We start from the raw sequence: 15,192 nt of genomic DNA on the forward strand, positions 1-15,192 counted from the left end.
TTCCTCCCATGGAGATCAACGGTCTGCCGCTGCACCCCCTGGTCGTTCACGCCGTCGTCATCCTCGGGCCGCTGGCCGGCCTGGTCGGGCTCGCCTACGCGTTCGTCCCGCGGTGGCGCTGGCTGCTCCGCTGGCCGCTCGTGGTGCTGGCCGTGATCGTCGCGATCGCGTCCGTGGTGGCCGTGCAGGCGGGGGAGTCGCTGCTCGACTCCCGCCCCGAGCTGGAGCCGATCGTGGAGGACCACGAGGAGTGGGGCGAGCGGCTGCGGCTCGTATCGGTGCTCTTCGTGCCCGTGGCCGCATTCGCCGCCTGGGCGATGGGCGGCACGTCGGCGCTGACGTCCGGTCGCGGAGCCGCCACCTCGCGCGGAGTCCTCGGCGGCGTCGCCACCGGCCTGCTGGTGATCGGCTCGCTCGCCCTGATGGTGCTGGTGTTCCTCGCCGGTGACTCCGGCGCGCAGGCCGTCTGGGGCTAGTGGTCCGCCGCGCCCTCGCGCGCGGCGAGCAGTCGCCGGAACGACTCGACCCGGTCCGGGTCGGCCTCCCCGTCGGCGACCGCCTGGTCGAGCCCGCACTCGGGCTCGTCGGTGCCGTGGGTGCAGCCGCGCGGGCAGTCCTCGGTCATCTCCTCGAGGTCGGGGAACGCGCTGATCAGGTCTTCCGGCTGCACGTGCGCGAGGCCGAACGAACGGATGCCCGGGGTGTCGATGATCCAGCCCTCCCCGCGACCGTCCGGCCCCGGCAGCTCGAGGAGGTAGGCCGAGGTCGAGGTGTGCCGGCCGCGTCCGGTCACGGCGTTGACGATGCCCACGTCGCGGTTGGCGTCGGGCACCAGCGCGTTGACCAGCGTCGACTTCCCGACGCCGGAGTGGCCGACGAGGACGCTGGTGCGCCCGCGCAGCCGGTCGCGGACCTCGGACAGGTCGCCGCCGCGCTCGGTCACCACCCACGGCACGCCGAGCGAGCGGTAGGTCGAGAGGAGGACCTCGGGATCGGCGAGGTCGGCCTTGGTCAGGCACAGGAGCGGGGCCATGCCGGCGTCGAACGCCGCCACCAGCGCCCGGTCGATCAGGCGTGGTCGGGGCTCGGGGTCGGCGAGCGCGGTGACGACGACGAGCTGGTCGGCGTTGGAGACGATCACCCGCTCGACTGGGTCGTCGTCGTCCGCCGTACGCCGCAGCGTGGTCGTGCGCGGCACGACCTCGACGATCCGGGCCAGCGAGCCGGCGGACCCGGTCACGTCGCCGACCACGCGCACGCGGTCGCCGACGACCACGCCCTTGCGGCCGAGCGGGCGCGACTTCATCGCCATCACGACCGCGCCGTCGATGAGCAGCGTGAAGCGGCCGCGGTCCACGGTGACGACGACGCCGTCGACGGCGTCGTCGTAGGTGGGACGGTCCTTGGTGCGGGGCCGGGTGCGGCGGCGGGGTCGCTCGTAGTGCTCGGCGTCGTGGTCGGTGTAGCGGTTGGTCACTGGCCCGCCAGGTCCGTCCCGGTCAGGTCCAGCCAGGCGCCGGCGAAGTCGGGGAAGGTCTTGGAGGTCGTGGCGATGTCCTCGACCAGCACCCCCTCGACGGCCGAGCCGATGATGACGCCCGCGTGGGCCATCCGGTGGTCGGCGTAGGTCCGGAAGACGCCGCCGCGGAGCGACGCCGGGCGGATCGAGAGGCCGTCGGGGTGCTCGGTGACGTCGGCGCCGAGGTTGCCGAGCTCGGTCGCGAGCGCGGCCAGGCGGTCGGTCTCGTGGTGGCGGATGTGCCCGACACCGCGCAGGTGCGAGGGCGAGTCGGCCAACGCGCACAGGGCGGCGATCGCGGGGGTGAGCTCCCCGATGTCGTGCAGGTCCAGGTCGACGCCGTGCAGGGCGCCGCTGCCGCGGACGGTCAGCCCGGCGTCGTCGAGGGCGACGTCGCAGCCCATCCGGGTGAGCACGTCGCGCAGTTCGTCGCCGGGCTGGGTCGTCGAGCGGGGCCAGTCGCGGATGGTGATGGCGCCGCCGGTGGTGGCGGCCAGCGCCACGAATGGAGCGGCGTTGGACAGGTCGGGCTCGATCGCCTCGTCGGTCGCCGTGATCGGGCCGGGGGCCACGGCCCACCGGTTGGGGTCGCTGTCGTCGACCTCGACCCCGCGGGCGCGGAGCATGGCGACGGTCATCTCGATGTGGGGGAGCGAGGGGACCGGCTTGCCGTCGTGTCGGACGTCGACGCCGGTGTCGTAGCGAGCGCCCGCCAGCAGCAGGGCGGAGATGAACTGGGACGACGCCGAGGCGTCGATGACCACGGTGCCGCCGCGCACCGAGCCGGCGCCGCGCACGACGAACGGCAGCGAGCCGCGACCGCCGTCGTCGATGTCGACGCCCAGCCCGGCCAATGCCGACAGCACCTCGCCGACGGGACGCTGGCGCATGTGCGGGTCGCCGTCGAAGGCGATCGTGCCGCTCGAGAGGCCGGCGACCGGCGGCACGAAGCGCATGACCGTGCCGGCGAGCCCGCAGTCGACCTCGGCGTCGGAGGTCAGCGCCGCCGGGGTGACCCGCCAGTCGTCACCCTCGTCGACGACACCGACGCCCATCGCCGAGAGCCCCGCGGCCATCAGCAGGGTGTCGCGCGAGCGCAACGGGCGGCGTACGACGCTCGGAGCATCGGCCAGGGCGGCGAGCACCAGCGCGCGGTTGGTGAGCGACTTGCTGCCGGGCAGGGACACGACCCGCTCGACCGGTGCGGACGGGCGGGGAGCCGGCCACGGGTCCGCGAGAGGGGTCACCCGCGCAACCCTATCGGTGCCTCAGGTCAGCTGGGCCTTCGCCAGCTTGGCCTCGTGGCGGGCGTCCTTGGCGAGCTGGCGTGCCTCGCGCTTGACGTCGGCGGCCGCGCGGCGTGCGCGCCAGGCCACGCCCGGCTTGCCCTCGGTGTCGACCCCGGCCAGCAGCAGGCCGCCGAACATCGAGGCGTTCTTGAGGAACTGGATGCGCTGCATGCCCTTGGTCTTCGGGTCGGTCTCCTCCCAGAAGCGGTGGCCGGCCAGCGTGGTCGGCACGAGGGAGGCGGCGAGCACGGTCGCCGACAGGCGCGGGGCGCGGCCGGTCGCCAGCGCCAGGCCGGCGACCAGCTGGGCGGCGCCGTTGAGGCGGACCAGGGTCTCGGGGTCGCTGGGGAACTGCGGCACGGCCTTCTGGGCCAGGGGCGCGATCTTGTCGGTCACGGGGGCGGCGGCGGGTGCCTTCTGCTTGGCGTTCCTCACCGAGTCGAGGCCACCGACGACGAACATCGAGGCGAGCAGCGGGCGGGCGATCAGCCTGGTGACGGTCATGGCTCCAAACTAGACGACCATCCGTGGGAGCGGACCACCCCTAGGCTGGGTCCATGTGCGGCCGCTATGCCTCGTCCCGACAGCCCGACGACCTGATGGAGGAGTTCGAGGTCGTCGAGGACCGCACGCCGGCCCCGTTGGCCGCGGACTACAACGTCGCGCCGACCAAGGAGGTCTACGCCGTCGTCGAACGGCCTCCGTCGCGTGAGTCGGAGGAGCCGCCGCAGCGCCAGCTCCGCGTCCTCACCTGGGGACTGGTGCCGTCGTGGGCCAAGGACCCGAGCATCGGCAACCGGATGATCAACGCGCGGATGGAGACCGTCGCCGAGAAGCCCGCGTACAAGAAGGCCTTCGCGGTGCGTCGCTGCCTGCTGCCCGCCGACGGCTACTTCGAGTGGTATCCCACCTCGCAGACCAACGCCAAGGGCAAGCCGGTCAAGCAGCCCTACTTCATCCGCCCCACCGACGGCGGGGTGCTCGCGATGGCCGGGCTGTACGAGATCTGGCGCGACCCGACGCGGGCCGAGGACGACCCCGACCGCTTCCGGTGGACCTGCACGGTCCTGACGACCCAGGCCGAGGACTCCCTCGGGCACATCCACGACCGGATGCCGCTCATGGTCGAGCGGGACCGCTGGGCCGAGTGGCTCGACCCGCGGGTCGGCGGCGAGCTGTCGCTGCTCGTGCCCGCGGCGCCCGGGGCGCTCGAGGCCTACCCCGTCGCGCCGCTGGTCAGCAACGTGCGCAACAACGGCCCGGAGCTGGTGGAGCCGCTGCCGCTGGAGGACGCGCTCGCATGACCAAGGCCGTGGTGCGCAGCGTCTCGACGCCGTACGGCGAGGGGCGGCTCCACGTCCGCCGGGCCACCAAGCCCCTCGTCACCCTCCTGATGAGCCACGGCGCCGGCCGCGGGGTCGACGCGCCCGACCTGGTCGCGCTGGCTGACGCGCTGCCCGGGCACGGCGTGAGCGTGCTGCTCCTCGAGCAGCCGTGGCACGTGGCGGGCCGGAAGGTGGCCTCGCCTCCGCCCACACTCGACGTGGGCCTCGTCGCCGCCGCCGGCACCCTGCGGTCGCGGGTGCCTCTCGTCGTCGGCGGCCGGTCGGCGGGTGCCCGGTCGGCCGCGCGCTGCGCGCAGCAGCTGGGAGCGCGCGGCGTGCTCGCGCTGTCCTTCCCGCTGCACCCGCCAGGGAGGCCGGAGAAGTCGCGGGTCGAGGAGCTCCGGGGTGCGGGGGTGCCGGTGCTGGTCGTGCAGGGGGAGCGCGACCCGATGGGCCGCCCCGAGGAGTTCCCCACCGACGTCGCGCGGCTCGACCTGACCGTCGTCCCCGAGGCCGACCACGGGCTGGCGGTGCCGAAGCGGGCCGCGCTGTCGCAGGAGGAGTGCTGGGCCGTCGTCGTCGAGTCGACCCTCGAGTGGCTGGTGCGCGACATCGCCGGCCCCGGCTGAACGCCCTGCCCGGAACCGGTGGGAATCACCGCGACACCCGTCGCGTTGAGGACGTCATGCAGGCAACCCGAGAACGTCCACGAGAGCTGGACGACGCCCAGGCGGCGGTAGTGTGGAAGGCGATGACTGACTCACTCTCCGAAACCGTCGTGCCCGACGACCTGCTCGAGACCGAGACCGCCGACGAGCGCTCGGCCCGGTTCGAGCGGGACGCGCTGCCGTTCCTCGACCAGCTGTACGGCGCCGCGATGCGCATGACCCGCAACCCGGCCGACGCCGAGGACCTGGTGCAGGAGACCTTCGCGAAGGCCTACTCCGCGTTCCACCAGTTCAAGCCCGGCACCAACCTCAAGGCCTGGCTCTACCGGATCCTCACCAACACCTACATCAACACCTACCGCAAGAAGCAGCGCCAGCCGCAGCAGTCGATGGCCGAAGAGGTCGAGGACTGGCAGCTGGCCCGGGCGGAGTCGCACAGCTCGACCGGCCTCAAGTCCGCGGAGATGGAGGCGCTGGAGCACCTCCCCGACTCCGAGGTCAAGGACGCCCTGCAACGACTGCCCGAGGAGTTCCGCCTGGCGGTCTACCTCGCCGATGTCGAGGGATTCCCCTACAAGGAGATCGCCGAGATCATGGACACCCCCATCGGCACCGTGATGTCCCGCCTGCACCGCGGGCGGCGCCAGCTGCGCGACATGCTCTCCGACCACGTCCGCGCCAACGACCTGCTCCCCAGCGGCGCGACGGAGGGCAAGTGATGACCGAGCCCACCGGCCAGCACGGCCACAGCCAGGACGACTGCTCGGACTACCTCGAGCGCATCGTGTTCTTCCTCGACAACGAGCTCGACGAGGCCGACTGCTCCGAGGTGCAGGTGCACCTCGACGAGTGCGGCCCGTGCCTGGAGAAGTACGACCTCCAGCGGACGGTCAAGCAGGTCGTGGCCCGTTCCTGCAAGGAGTCGGCACCCGACGGCCTGCGCGAGCGGGTGCGGATCCAGATCCGCGAGGTCCAGGTCCGCATCAGCGAGGGCTGAATTAGCCGGTTCGCCGCTCTTTTGAGAAGATGACCGTCGATCTACTTCTGGAGGACATCATGGGCAAGACCGGACGCAAGCGCCGCGCTCGCAAGAAGAAGGGCGCGAACCACGGCAAGCGCCCCAACGCCTGAGCGCATCCAACTGCTGACCCCCGGCCCGATCCTCATCGGCCGGGGGTTCGCTGCGTCCGGACCCAGGCGGTCGGTCCTAGACCCGCGACATGAACCGCTCCGCGTCGACCACGACCCGGGTCACCTCGCCGGCGCCGACCACACGACCGCCGGCGGTGTCCCGCGCGGAGACCGTGAAGCGGTGCAGCCGCCCGTCGACGTACGCCGCTGAGGCGCTCACCTCCACGACGGCGCCCACCGGACTCGCGGCGAGGTGCTCGAGCTGGACCCGCGTGCCGACGCTGGTGGCGCCGTCTGGCAGCGCCGACTCGATGGCCGCGCAGGTCGCTGCCTCGCACCACGCCAGCAGCCGCGGGGTGCCGAGCACCGGCAGCGAACCACTGCCGACTGCGACAGCGGTGTCGTCGTCGGTCACCGTGAAGGACAGCGTGGCGTTCAGGTCGGGCATGCTCGCAAGGCAACCATCCGACTGCTCGGGCGTCTACCTGACGTGACCACCGACCAGCTGAGCGACGCGAGGAGACCCGTGACCGACCTCGCGGAGCTCTACGCCGCCCACCGGCTCTCCCTCGTCCGCCTCGCCGTGCTGCTCGTCGACGACCTCGCCTCGGCCGAGGACGTCGTGCAGGACGCCTTCGCCGGCCTGACCCGGCGCAGCGGTCGTCTCGACGACCCGTCCAAGGCGCTGGCCTACCTGCGGGTCTCGGTCGTCAACACGGCCCGCTCGGCGCTGCGTCGTCGCCGGACGGCGCGCGCCTACGTGCCGCCCCACGAGGTGGAGCCGGGGAGCCCGGAGGACCGGTCGGTGCTCGCGGAGGAACACCGCGAAGTCGTCGACGCGTTGCAGCAGCTCTCGCCGCGCCAGCGTGAGGTGGTGGTGCTGCGCTACTGGTCGGGGCTCTCGGAGGCGGAGATCGCCGCGACCCTCGGCATCAGCACCGGCACCGTGAAGTCGACGGCCAGTCGTGCGCTGGCCGCCCTCGAGAAGACCCTGGACCGCACGGAGGAGGAGCGATGAGCACGCCGACCGACCTGGAGAACCGGATCAGCGCGGCGCTGGCGGCCCGTGCCGAGCAGGTCCGCCCGGAGCACATCTCCCCGACCCTGCTGCCGGCCGCGGCGGTGCCGCTGCGCCGACGTCCGCTGGTCGTCCTGGCCGCGGCCGCCTGCGTGCTGCTGGCCCTCGGGCTCACCGTGTGGTTGCCGCGCCACCAGGACGACGTGGACCCGGCGCCCGAGCCCGACGCGCCGGAGGTCGTGGTCCCGCCCGACATCGGTCGCGGCTGGGACCGCGCCCGGCTCTCGCCGCCGGCCGGGATCGACCTCGACGGCGACGGCGTCGAGGAGAAGGTGCGGTTCAGCGGTGAGCCCGGCGCGAAGGCGGACGGCAGGGTGCGACTGGACACCACGCTGAGCTCTGACGGGTCCGCGGCGTACGGAGTGGTGGCCCTGGGGACGACGATCGGGGTCGCGCCGCTCGACCCGATCGACGCCGACGGGGACGGCGACGAGGAGCTCGTGCTCTACCACTCCGAGGACGACATGACGACCGTCCCGGTGGTGCTCGACCTGCGTGACGGGATGCTGGTGGAAGCGCCGCCCACCGATCCCGACCTGCTCCGCATCGGGACCACCGCCGAGGCCGGTGGCACGGACCTCTACGACATCGTGCGGCTGCACGACTACTGGATCGAGGACGGCACGCTCCTGTCGGGCAGCTCCGTCAACACCTTCGCCGCGAGCGGGATGAGCCTCTTCCGGCCGGAGGACTACCTGATGGACGTGGTGCGCTGGCGGCTGCGCGACGACGGGGTGCTGGTGCCCGAGCCCGCGGCGACGCCGTGCGTCGTGTCCGTCCCCGAGGGCCGGCGCCCGTGCCGGGCCGGCGACGCCGACGGCCTGCCGGTGCTGGCGCCGGTCGCCGACGACCGGGTCGGCGTCGGCGAGGGGTTCTCGGTCGACACCGGCTACGCCTTCGACGTCCGGGTCGAGCCCGAGCCGGACGCCGAGGTTGCCGTGGTCGTGGAGGGGGCGGACGGTCGCACGATTCGGACGCCGATCCGGCTCGGCGCCGAGCTCCGGGTCTTCACGACGCAGCCCAGCGGCCTCTTCCACGACGGTGCCTCGCTGCTGGTCGCCTCCGAGGACGGCGACGAGCCGTCCGCGATGCAGGTCCTGGTGCAGGACGGGGACGAGATGGTCGTCCTCGAGCCGGTGGGTGCGACCCCCCTCGGCACCGGGTACGTCGACGACCGGCGCGCGTTCCGGACCTGGCTCACTGACAACGGCGAGCTGTTCACGGCGGTGGCGACCAGCGAGGACGGGTCCGGTCCGTGGGAGGTCTGGTCGTGGGTCGTCGCCGGCCCGCGCTCGATGACCGCGGTGCCGCGAGCCACGCTGTGCTTCGACGACGTCGCGGACCCGTCCACCGGGCACCGGTGCTGAGGGATCAGAGCTGCTTGGCGAAGGCGATCAGCTGCACGCCCGGCAGGGGCGACCAGTCGCGCTCGGGCACCCGCTCGTAGCCGAGCCGCTCGTAGATCCGGTGCGCGCCGGTCATCTCCCGCAGCGTCGAGAGCACCATGGCGCTCGCCCCGTGCTCGCGGGCGCGGTCCTCACAGAGGGTGGCGAGCGCCGTACCGACACCGCGGCCGCGGGCGTCGGGGTGGACGGCGAGCATCCGGAACTCGCCCTCGTGGTCGGTGGCGATCTCGTGCCAGGCCGATCCGGGCGGGCACGAGGTCACGGTGCCCATCAGCCGGCCGTCCTCGACCGCCACCCACAGCTCGGCCTGCGCGGCGCGGGTCGCGGCGTCGCGCAGCTTGGCGACGTACGAGTCGTTGGGCCCCGTCGTGAACTGGACGTAGGCCGCGACCGTGAGGTCGCCGACGGCGTCGAGCTCGTCGGGCTCGGCGAGGCGCAGCTCCATCAGATGCCGAACGTGCTGCGCGGGTAGGCCGCGTCGACGTCGGTGATGATGTTGACGAGGTAGGGCACGCCCGAGTCGAACGCCCGGTCGAGCGCCGGGCCGATCTGCGTCGGGTCGGTGATCTTCTCGCCGGCACCGCCGAGCGCCTTCACGACCTCGTCGTAGCGGGTCTGCTGGGCGAGGTCGGCCGCGACGTCGTAGCCGTAGAGCATCTGCATCGGGCCCTTCTCCAGGCCCCACGCGGAGTTGTTGCCCATCACCATCACGACCGGGAGCTCGTGGCGGACCAGCGTGTCGACGTCCATCAGCGAGAAGCCGGCGGCACCGTCACCGAGGAGCAGGGCCACCTGCGCGCTCGGGCGGGCGATCCGGGCGGCGATCGCCGCGCCGAGGCCGGCGCCGAGGCAGCCGTAGGGACCGGGGTCGAGCCAGCCGCCGGGCCGCTTGGGCTCGACGAACTTGCCGGCGAAGCTGACGAAGTCTCCGCCGTCGCCGATCACGACCGCGTCGTCGGCGAGGCGGGGGACCAGCTCGCCGTAGATGCGCGCGGGGTGGATCGGGTCGGCCTCGGCCGTGAGCAGCTCGTTGTCGCGCGCGACGGCGGCCCTCACGACGTCGGCCAGCTCGGTCGACCACGACGACCAGTCGCGCGTCTTGCCCTGGACGGCGACCACCAGCGCGTCGAACACGCTGGTCAGGTCGCCGGCGACCGAGGCCGCGAGCTCGGCGTGGGACGAGAGCTGGCCGGGGGAGTCGGCGACGTGCACGACCTTCGCGAAGGCGCCGTCGGGGTTCTTGTCGGGACCGCCGAAGACGCCGTAGCCGAGGCGGAAGTCGAGCGGCGTGCCGACCACGACGACGAGGTCGGCGCCGTTGATCGCGGCACCGCGGGCCTTGGTGACCAGCAGCGGGTGCCCGCCCGGCAGCAGGCCGCGACCCATCCCGTTGGTCAGCGTCGGGATGCCCAACGCCTCGACGAGGCGCAGCGCGGCGTCCTCGGCGTGGTCGGCCCAGACGTCGGTGCCGAGGATCAGCAGCGGGTGGTGGGCGTCGGCGAGCAGGGCCGCCACCCGGGCGAGGTCGTCGCCGTCGGGCTCGAGCACGGCCGCCGCGGCGCCGGTCGAGGCCGGCCCGGAGCCGGAGTTGAAGAACTCGTCCATCGGGATGTCGACGTACACCGGACCGCGGTGCGAGGACCGCGCCACGGTGAACGCGTCGTCGAACCCGGCGGCCACGTCGGCGGCGGTGTGGAGGGTGCGCGCCTGCTTGGCGACCGGCGAGACGATCGGCAGGTGGTCGATCTCCTGGAGCGCGCCGCTGCCCCAGCGGTTGGCGGGGGCGCGACCGCCGACGACGACCATCGGCGAACCCGCGAACTGCGCCTGCGCGATCGCGGAGATCCCGTTGGTCACCCCGGGGCCGGCGGTGAGCACGGCCAGCCCGGGAATGCGGGTCAGCTTGCCCGTGGCCTCGGCGGCGAACGCCGCGGTCTGCTCGTGGCGGACGTCGAGGAGGCGCATCGGCGGCTCGGCCTTGACCGCTCCGTCGTACATCGGGAAGACGTGGGCGCCCGACAGCGTGAACATCGTCTCGACGCCGTGGGCCCGCGCGACGGAGACGGCGAGCTCTCCGCTGTGACCCGTGATCTCGTTGCTCTCGCTCATGCCCGCACGGTAGAGCATGGCGCCGACCGGCTCAGTCGGGTGGAGCGAGGAACGGGAAGTTGGTGGCCTTGAGCGCCTCGACGAGCACCAGGATCAGGTCGGGGCGGACCTGGGGCGGGTTGCTGGCCAGGGTCAGCTGCACGTGCAGCGCCCTGAGGTAGGCCTGGGGGTTGCCCGCCCGCTCGAACGGGTCGTGCTCGCCGCTGCTGCCGAACGGGTTGGCGCCCGCGGCGATGCGGTGGATCCAGGGCTCGAGGACCTTGAGGCTGACGACGTTGCGCCGCAGGATCTGCATCGTCGCCGCCGCCATCCGGTCGGGCTCGCCGGCCAGGAGGAGCCCGGAGTCGAGGTCGAGCAGCCGGTCGGCCAGCACGTCGAGGAAGACGGTCAGCTCGTTGGTCGCGAAGTAGGGCGACTGGGCCAGCACCCCGATCGCGTCGGCGCCGTGGGCGATGGCGTGCGCCCAGCCCTTGCCCGGCACGAACCCGCGCACGTCCCGCTCGCGGAGGTACCACGACGCGACCCGGTCGCCCCAGTCGAAGACGCGCGCGCTCGGGAGCAGCAGCTTCTCGTTGTCGCGCGCCAGGCACTCGGCCAGCGCGAGCACGGAGAAGCTGCGGCGGAAGACCGAGTCGGTGCCGACCTCGCCGAGCCCGACGGTCAGCCCGGCGGCCATCCCGTCGCCGAGGCCGGCCAGCAGGTCGTCGTACACCCCACGGTCGATCCACGTGGAGAGCGCGGGATAGGCGGTGCCGTCGCGCTGCTCGGGATCGGGCGAGCCGAGCATCGTGGTGAGCTCGGCCGTCAGGTCGTCGAGGGGTCGGTCCTCGGGGACTGCGAGGCCCTTGGAGAGGACGTCTTGCCAGTACCCGGTGGCCATGGCGTCATCCTGCCAGCCGATCGTGCGTCGGGCGAACCGGGGGACCATCGCCCGGCGCTCCATATGCTGTGGTCCGTGCCGTCCCTCATCGAGCTCGTCCGAGCGCACACCGAGCTCGACGAGGACGACGTGGCGTGGCTGCACCTGCTGATGGCCGACTGGCAGATCATCGCCGACCTCTCCTTCGCCGACCTCGTGATGTGGCTCCCCGACCGGGAGGGGCGCGGCTTCTGGGCGGGGGGCCAGATGCGGCCCACCACCGGGCCCACGTCCCTGACCGACGACGTCGTCGGCACCTTCGTGCCGGTCGGGCGGCGACGGATGCTCGACGAGGCCCACCAGCACGCCCGGCTGGTCCGCGAGGGCGATCCCGAGTGGCGCGACCACGTGCCGGTGCGCGTCGAGGCGATCCCCGTGCGCCGGGCCGGCCGGACGATCGCGGTGGTGGCCCGCAACACCAACCTCCTCGGCGTGCGCACCCCGAGCCGGCTCGAGCTGTCCTACCTCCAGACCGCCGCCGAGATGACCCAGATGATCGCGGGCGGCTGGCTCCCCGCGGCCGGACAGCGCAGCGACCACGCCGACTCCCCGCGCGTGGGGGACGGCTTCCTGCGCCTCGACGCGGCCGGAGCGGTGGAGTACGCCAGCCCCAACGCGTTGTCGGTCTATCGCCGCCTCGGGTTGTACGGCGACCTCGCCGGCCTCGTCCTCGCCGACCTGACGCGCGACCTGGTGCCGCCGCGACGCCGGCCCGACGAGGAGACGCTGAGCGCGGTGCTGGGCGGGCGCGCCGATCGGGACACCGAGATCGCCACCGATGACGTCGCCCTGATCGTGCGCAGCATCCCGCTGCGACCGCTGGGGGAGCGGATCGGCGCCGTGATCCTGCTGCGCGACGTCACCGACCTGCGCAGGCGCGACCGCGAGCTGGTGACGAAGGACGCCACCATCCGCGAGATCCACCACCGGGTGAAGAACAACCTCCAGACCGTCGCCGCCCTGCTGCGCCTCCAGGCACGCCGCATCGGGCAGCCCGAGGCACGGGCGGCGCTGGAGGAGGCGGTGCGCCGCGTGGGCTCCATCGCGATCGTGCACGAGACGCTGAGCCAGGCGGTCGAGGAGAACGTCGAGTTCGACGAGGTCGCGGACCGGCTCGGCCGGATGGTGACCGATGTCGGCGCCGTCGGCGGGCGGGTCCGGGTGCTGCGGGACGGGACCTTCGGCGTGCTGCCCTCGGAGACCGCCACGGCCCTGGCGATGGTGCTCACCGAGATCCTGCAGAACGCGGTCGAGCACGGCTACCCGGGACTGGCCGGTCAGGACGACGGCGAGGGGCGGATCCTGGTCAGCGTCCGCCGGCTCGTGGGCCGGCTGCACGTCTCGGTGCAGGACGACGGGGTCGGGCTGGCCGACGGGTTCGACGCCGACACCGCGACCAGCCTCGGCCTCTCGATCGTGCGCACGCTCGTCGAGTCGGAGCTCGGCGGGATCATCGAGGTCGGCGCCGCGACGGAGGGGACCGGGGCGCGGGTCCAGGTCGACGTACCCCTGGACTAGTCCGCTGGCGAGACGATCAGGCGGTGCGCACGCGGGCGCGCGCGTTGCGACGCTTCAGCGAACGACGCTCGTCCTCGCTGAGGCCACCCCAGACGCCGTGGTCCTGACCGGCCTCGAGCGCCCACGCCAGGCACTGCTCGCGCACCTCGCATCGTCGGCACACCTGCTTGGCCTCCTCGATCTGGAGGATGGCCGGACCGGTGTTGCCGATCGGGAAGAACAGCTCCGGGTCCTCGTCGAGGCAGGCAGAGCGCGAACGCCAATCCATGGGGTGGGGGGTCCTCTTTCATCGACAAGCTGTGTGCGGGCAGTCAGCGGAGCCCGGGCGTCGTCTTCTGGGCACGGCGATGTGAAGCCGTTCACGAGCGCATGGACCACACTGGCAAGAAGTGGATCGATAAACAAGACCTGTCAGGGTCACTTCCGTCACAAAGTCACTACACCTGTCGAAGGACGCCCGTTGGTGCCGGGCACCTAGGGTGTGCCCGTGAGCGACGAACGACCCGCCGGCGCCCCGGCCCCCCTGGTGACCGCAGCCGCCGTGACGGCCGTCGAGGGGCTGCTCCTGCTGGCGCTCGCGGTCCTCGAGATCGCCAGCCTCACCGGCGGGCGGCTCACGATGGGGCTGACCACGAGCCTGTTCTTCGCCGCCTTCGGCGCGCTCCTCGTGGCCTGCGGCTGGCTGATCACCCACGGCCACACGTGGGCGCGCGGACCGATCCTGCTCGCCCAGCTGATCGCGCTCGGGCTCGCGTGGAACCTGCGCGGCGGCGAGACGACGATCATCTCGGTCGCGCTCGGCATCGTGGCGCTGGTCGTGATCGCCGGGATGCTGCACCCGCAGACGATCGAGGCCATCAACCGCCAGGACGCCTGAGCCGTCCGGTCGGTCGCTCAGTCCTGCTCGAGCGAGGCCCGCAGCTGGGCGAGCGTCTTGGTGAGCAGCCGGGAGACGTGCATCTGCGAGACCCCGATCTCCTCGGCGATCTGCGACTGCGTCATGTTCTTGAAGAAGCGGAGCAGCAGGATCCGCTTCTCCCGCGGTCCGAGCCCTTCCAGCAGCGGCTTGATCGACTCCCGGATCTCGACGTGCTCGAGGTTGTGGTCGTCGACGCCGAGCGAGTCGAGGAGGCTGGGCGGTCCGTCGTCGGAGCTGTCGCTGGTGTCGAGGCTGAGCGTGGAGTAGGCGTTGCTCGACTCCATCCCCTCGATGATCTCCTCGACGCTGCATCCGATCGCCTCGGCGAGCTCGCGCGGCGTGGGGGAGCGGCCGAGCTTCTGGGTCAGCTCCGCGGTCGCGGAGGTGATCTGCATCCGCAGCTCCTGCAACCGGCGCGGGACGCGGATGGCCCAGCCCTTGTCGCGGAAGTAGCGCTTGATCTCGCCGATGATGGTGGGGGTGGCGTACGTCGAGAACTCGACGCCGCGGTCGGTCTCGAACCGGTCGACGGCCTTGATGAGGCCGATGGTGCCGACCTGCACGAGGTCCTCGTGCGGCTCGCCGCGGTTGCGGAAGCGTCGGGCGCAGTGCTCGACGAGAGGAAGGTGCAGCCGCACCAGGTCCTCGCGCGCGGTCGTCCGCTCGGCCTGCGACGCCTCCTCGTCACGGAAGGTCGCGAAGAACGCCGCGCTGCGCTGGCGCGTGATCTCGATCTTGGTGAGCTCCACTGGCGCGTCGTCGGCGGCCTCCGTGCCGCCCATCGCCGCGCCGTCCCCCGTCGCGTCCTGAGTCATCTCAGAGCTCTGCACCTGCCGACTGCGCAGGGGCCTCGCCGGCCAACTGCGAGGTCATGGTGAACCTGACCCTGAAGGTGCCGCCCCCCGAGTCGACCGAGGCATCGTCGGCGAGGGTGTCGAGCACCTGCCAGGCGAAGCTCTCGAGGTCCGGCTCCGGATCGTCGATCGCCTCGGTCGAGACCTCGATTGTCATGGTGCGATCGCCGAGGTGGAAGCGCGCCGTGATGTCGGCGTCGGGGTCGGCCGCGGGCAGCACCAGTGCGCCGGCCTCGCCGACCGCGATGCGCAGGTCCTCGATGTCGTCGATGGTGAAGTCGAGCCGGGCCGCCAGGGCGGCCGTGGTCGTGCGGAGCACGGAGGCGTAGGCGCCGCTGGAGGGCAGCCGGAGCTCGACGTCGGCGCGCGCGAGGTCGCGCGTCGCGCTCGCGTCGCTGGTGGGGGCACTCACAGTCTGCGTCCCGTTCTCGAAGTGGGCGTCCACGTGGTGGCGGTG

Annotated in this window: 20 protein-coding genes; 10 read left to right on the plus strand and 10 right to left on the minus strand. The window is 72.6% G+C overall.

Annotation, left to right across the window (positions count from 1 at the left end):
- The first annotated feature begins 8 nt into the window (after positions 1–8).
- Positions 9–476, plus strand: coding sequence for a DUF2231 domain-containing protein (locus C7S10_RS14095; protein ID WP_108345079.1), 468 nt, complete (start codon positions 9–11; stop codon positions 474–476).
- On the opposite strand, the gene rsgA is transcribed toward C7S10_RS14095, so the two are convergent.
- Genes rsgA through C7S10_RS14110 form a run of 3 tightly spaced genes read right to left on the minus strand, consistent with a single transcriptional unit; the run spans position 473 to position 3,312 of the window.
- Positions 473–1,477, minus strand: a complete 1,005-nt coding sequence (gene rsgA / locus C7S10_RS14100; protein WP_108345080.1) for a ribosome small subunit-dependent GTPase A — start codon at positions 1,475–1,477, stop codon at positions 473–475. The two genes, C7S10_RS14095 and rsgA, sit on opposite strands and share 4 nt — an antisense overlap.
- Positions 1,474–2,766, minus strand: coding sequence for a 3-phosphoshikimate 1-carboxyvinyltransferase (aroA, locus tag C7S10_RS14105; protein WP_108345081.1), 1,293 nt, complete (start codon positions 2,764–2,766; stop codon positions 1,474–1,476). Before aroA ends, rsgA begins: the two co-directional genes overlap by 4 nt.
- A 21-nt stretch (positions 2,767–2,787) precedes the next feature.
- Positions 2,788–3,312 carry a DoxX family protein gene (locus tag C7S10_RS14110; protein ID WP_108345082.1) on the minus strand — a complete coding sequence of 175 codons (525 nt, stop codon included), beginning with the start codon at positions 3,310–3,312 and terminating at the stop codon, positions 2,788–2,790.
- Between the two features lie 53 nt (positions 3,313–3,365).
- On the opposite strand from C7S10_RS14110, the gene C7S10_RS14115 reads away from it, so the two are divergent.
- From C7S10_RS14115 to C7S10_RS23180, 5 genes are all read left to right on the plus strand, one after another.
- The gene (locus C7S10_RS14115) at positions 3,366–4,112 is read left to right on the plus strand and encodes an SOS response-associated peptidase (protein ID WP_108345083.1); all 747 of its coding nucleotides are present in this window, start codon (positions 3,366–3,368) and stop codon (positions 4,110–4,112) included.
- Complete coding sequence (locus C7S10_RS14120; protein WP_108345084.1) at positions 4,109–4,762, plus strand: alpha/beta hydrolase family protein; 654 nt, start codon at positions 4,109–4,111, stop codon at positions 4,760–4,762. The genes C7S10_RS14115 and C7S10_RS14120 overlap by 4 nt, the downstream gene beginning before the upstream one ends.
- A 122-nt stretch (positions 4,763–4,884) precedes the next feature.
- Positions 4,885–5,520: a sigma-70 family RNA polymerase sigma factor gene (locus C7S10_RS14125; protein WP_108345286.1), complete on the plus strand. Its 636-nt coding sequence runs from the start codon at positions 4,885–4,887 to the stop codon at positions 5,518–5,520.
- Positions 5,520–5,798 carry a mycothiol system anti-sigma-R factor gene (rsrA, locus tag C7S10_RS14130; RefSeq protein WP_108345085.1) on the plus strand — a complete coding sequence of 93 codons (279 nt, stop codon included), beginning with the start codon at positions 5,520–5,522 and terminating at the stop codon, positions 5,796–5,798. The genes C7S10_RS14125 and rsrA overlap by 1 nt, the downstream gene beginning before the upstream one ends.
- A 59-nt stretch (positions 5,799–5,857) precedes the next feature.
- Positions 5,858–5,932, plus strand: a complete 75-nt coding sequence (locus tag C7S10_RS23180; RefSeq protein ID WP_369759046.1) for a 50S ribosomal protein bL37 — start codon at positions 5,858–5,860, stop codon at positions 5,930–5,932.
- Positions 5,933–6,008: 76 nt separating this feature from the next.
- On the opposite strand, the gene C7S10_RS14135 is transcribed toward C7S10_RS23180, so the two are convergent.
- Positions 6,009–6,380 (minus strand): thioesterase family protein, encoded by a 372-nt coding sequence (locus tag C7S10_RS14135; protein ID WP_108345288.1) that lies wholly within the window; start codon positions 6,378–6,380, stop codon positions 6,009–6,011.
- 78 nt (positions 6,381–6,458) lie between these two features.
- Here C7S10_RS14135 and C7S10_RS14140 point away from each other — a divergent pair, with 78 nt between their 5' ends.
- Entirely contained in the window at positions 6,459–6,950 is a 492-nt protein-coding gene (locus tag C7S10_RS14140) for an RNA polymerase sigma factor (protein WP_243395382.1), read from the plus strand.
- A complete protein-coding gene (locus tag C7S10_RS14145) occupies positions 6,947–8,377 on the plus strand; it encodes a hypothetical protein (protein WP_108345086.1) in 1,431 nt (476 codons plus the stop codon). The genes C7S10_RS14140 and C7S10_RS14145 overlap by 4 nt, the downstream gene beginning before the upstream one ends.
- A 4-nt stretch (positions 8,378–8,381) precedes the next feature.
- On the opposite strand, the gene C7S10_RS14150 is transcribed toward C7S10_RS14145, so the two are convergent.
- From C7S10_RS14150 to C7S10_RS14160, 3 genes are read right to left on the minus strand one after another with little or no spacing between them, the layout of a single operon-like run.
- The gene (locus C7S10_RS14150) at positions 8,382–8,861 is read right to left on the minus strand and encodes a GNAT family N-acetyltransferase (protein ID WP_108345087.1); all 480 of its coding nucleotides are present in this window, start codon (positions 8,859–8,861) and stop codon (positions 8,382–8,384) included.
- Positions 8,861–10,525 carry an acetolactate synthase gene (locus C7S10_RS14155; RefSeq protein WP_108345289.1) on the minus strand — a complete coding sequence of 555 codons (1,665 nt, stop codon included), beginning with the start codon at positions 10,523–10,525 and terminating at the stop codon, positions 8,861–8,863. The genes C7S10_RS14150 and C7S10_RS14155 overlap by 1 nt, the downstream gene beginning before the upstream one ends.
- Positions 10,526–10,556: 31 nt before the next feature.
- Positions 10,557–11,405 carry a DUF2785 domain-containing protein gene (locus C7S10_RS14160; RefSeq protein ID WP_108345290.1) on the minus strand — a complete coding sequence of 283 codons (849 nt, stop codon included), beginning with the start codon at positions 11,403–11,405 and terminating at the stop codon, positions 10,557–10,559.
- Between the two features lie 75 nt (positions 11,406–11,480).
- Here C7S10_RS14160 and C7S10_RS14165 point away from each other — a divergent pair, with 75 nt between their 5' ends.
- Complete coding sequence (locus C7S10_RS14165; protein ID WP_108345291.1) at positions 11,481–12,962, plus strand: sensor histidine kinase; 1,482 nt, start codon at positions 11,481–11,483, stop codon at positions 12,960–12,962.
- 16 nt (positions 12,963–12,978) lie between these two features.
- On the opposite strand, the gene C7S10_RS14170 is transcribed toward C7S10_RS14165, so the two are convergent.
- Complete coding sequence (locus C7S10_RS14170) at positions 12,979–13,230, minus strand: WhiB family transcriptional regulator (protein ID WP_010832364.1); 252 nt, start codon at positions 13,228–13,230, stop codon at positions 12,979–12,981.
- Positions 13,231–13,449: 219 nt separating this feature from the next.
- Here C7S10_RS14170 and C7S10_RS14175 point away from each other — a divergent pair, with 219 nt between their 5' ends.
- Positions 13,450–13,839 (plus strand): hypothetical protein, encoded by a 390-nt coding sequence (locus C7S10_RS14175; RefSeq protein WP_108345088.1) that lies wholly within the window; start codon positions 13,450–13,452, stop codon positions 13,837–13,839.
- A gap of 17 nt (positions 13,840–13,856) precedes the next feature.
- On the opposite strand, the gene C7S10_RS14180 is transcribed toward C7S10_RS14175, so the two are convergent.
- Both C7S10_RS14180 and C7S10_RS14185 read right to left on the minus strand, forming a co-directional pair.
- Positions 13,857–14,696, minus strand: a complete 840-nt coding sequence (locus C7S10_RS14180) for an RNA polymerase sigma factor SigF (RefSeq protein ID WP_108345089.1) — start codon at positions 14,694–14,696, stop codon at positions 13,857–13,859.
- A 1-nt stretch (position 14,697) separates the two neighbouring features.
- Positions 14,698–15,147, minus strand: a complete 450-nt coding sequence (locus tag C7S10_RS14185; protein WP_108345292.1) for an ATP-binding protein — start codon at positions 15,145–15,147, stop codon at positions 14,698–14,700.
- Positions 15,148–15,192 lie beyond the last annotated feature (45 nt).

Origin of the sequence: Nocardioides currus (assembly GCF_003057875.1) — a bacterium.
Taxonomy (GTDB): domain Bacteria; phylum Actinomycetota; class Actinomycetes; order Propionibacteriales; family Nocardioidaceae; genus Nocardioides; species Nocardioides currus.